Source organism: Paraburkholderia sp. A1RI_3L, assembly GCF_048957895.1.
Lineage (GTDB): Bacteria > Pseudomonadota > Gammaproteobacteria > Burkholderiales > Burkholderiaceae > Paraburkholderia > Paraburkholderia kururiensis.
Genome location: NZ_JARCHA010000114.1, coordinates 1 through 247 on the forward strand (window position 1 = coordinate 1; position 247 = coordinate 247).

Annotated in this window: 1 pseudogene; it reads left to right on the top strand. The window is 61.9% G+C overall.

Features of this window, described 5'->3' with window-relative positions:
* A pseudogene (locus PXJ20_RS33145) lies at positions 1-247 on the top strand (peptidase M23); the annotation flags it as partial.

The following is a 247-nucleotide window of genomic DNA, read 5'->3' on the forward strand; positions in this document are numbered from 1 at the left end:
ACGTCGGACTGCTGGGGGCATACCTGTCTCACCATTCCAGCAGGGCAGCAGTTTTACGCATTGCCTCAGGGAACGGACGCGCACGGCAAACTCCACGGCATCGCTTTCAAGGCCGGCCTCGCAGGCACGAACGCCCTGCCCCTTGTCGTGGAGATGTACTTCAGCAAGGGAGCGAAGTACACCAATGTCTGGAGCGTTGCGGCGGACGGCTCGCGCACACTTCTGACGCCAGAGCCGGTCGAGGAAA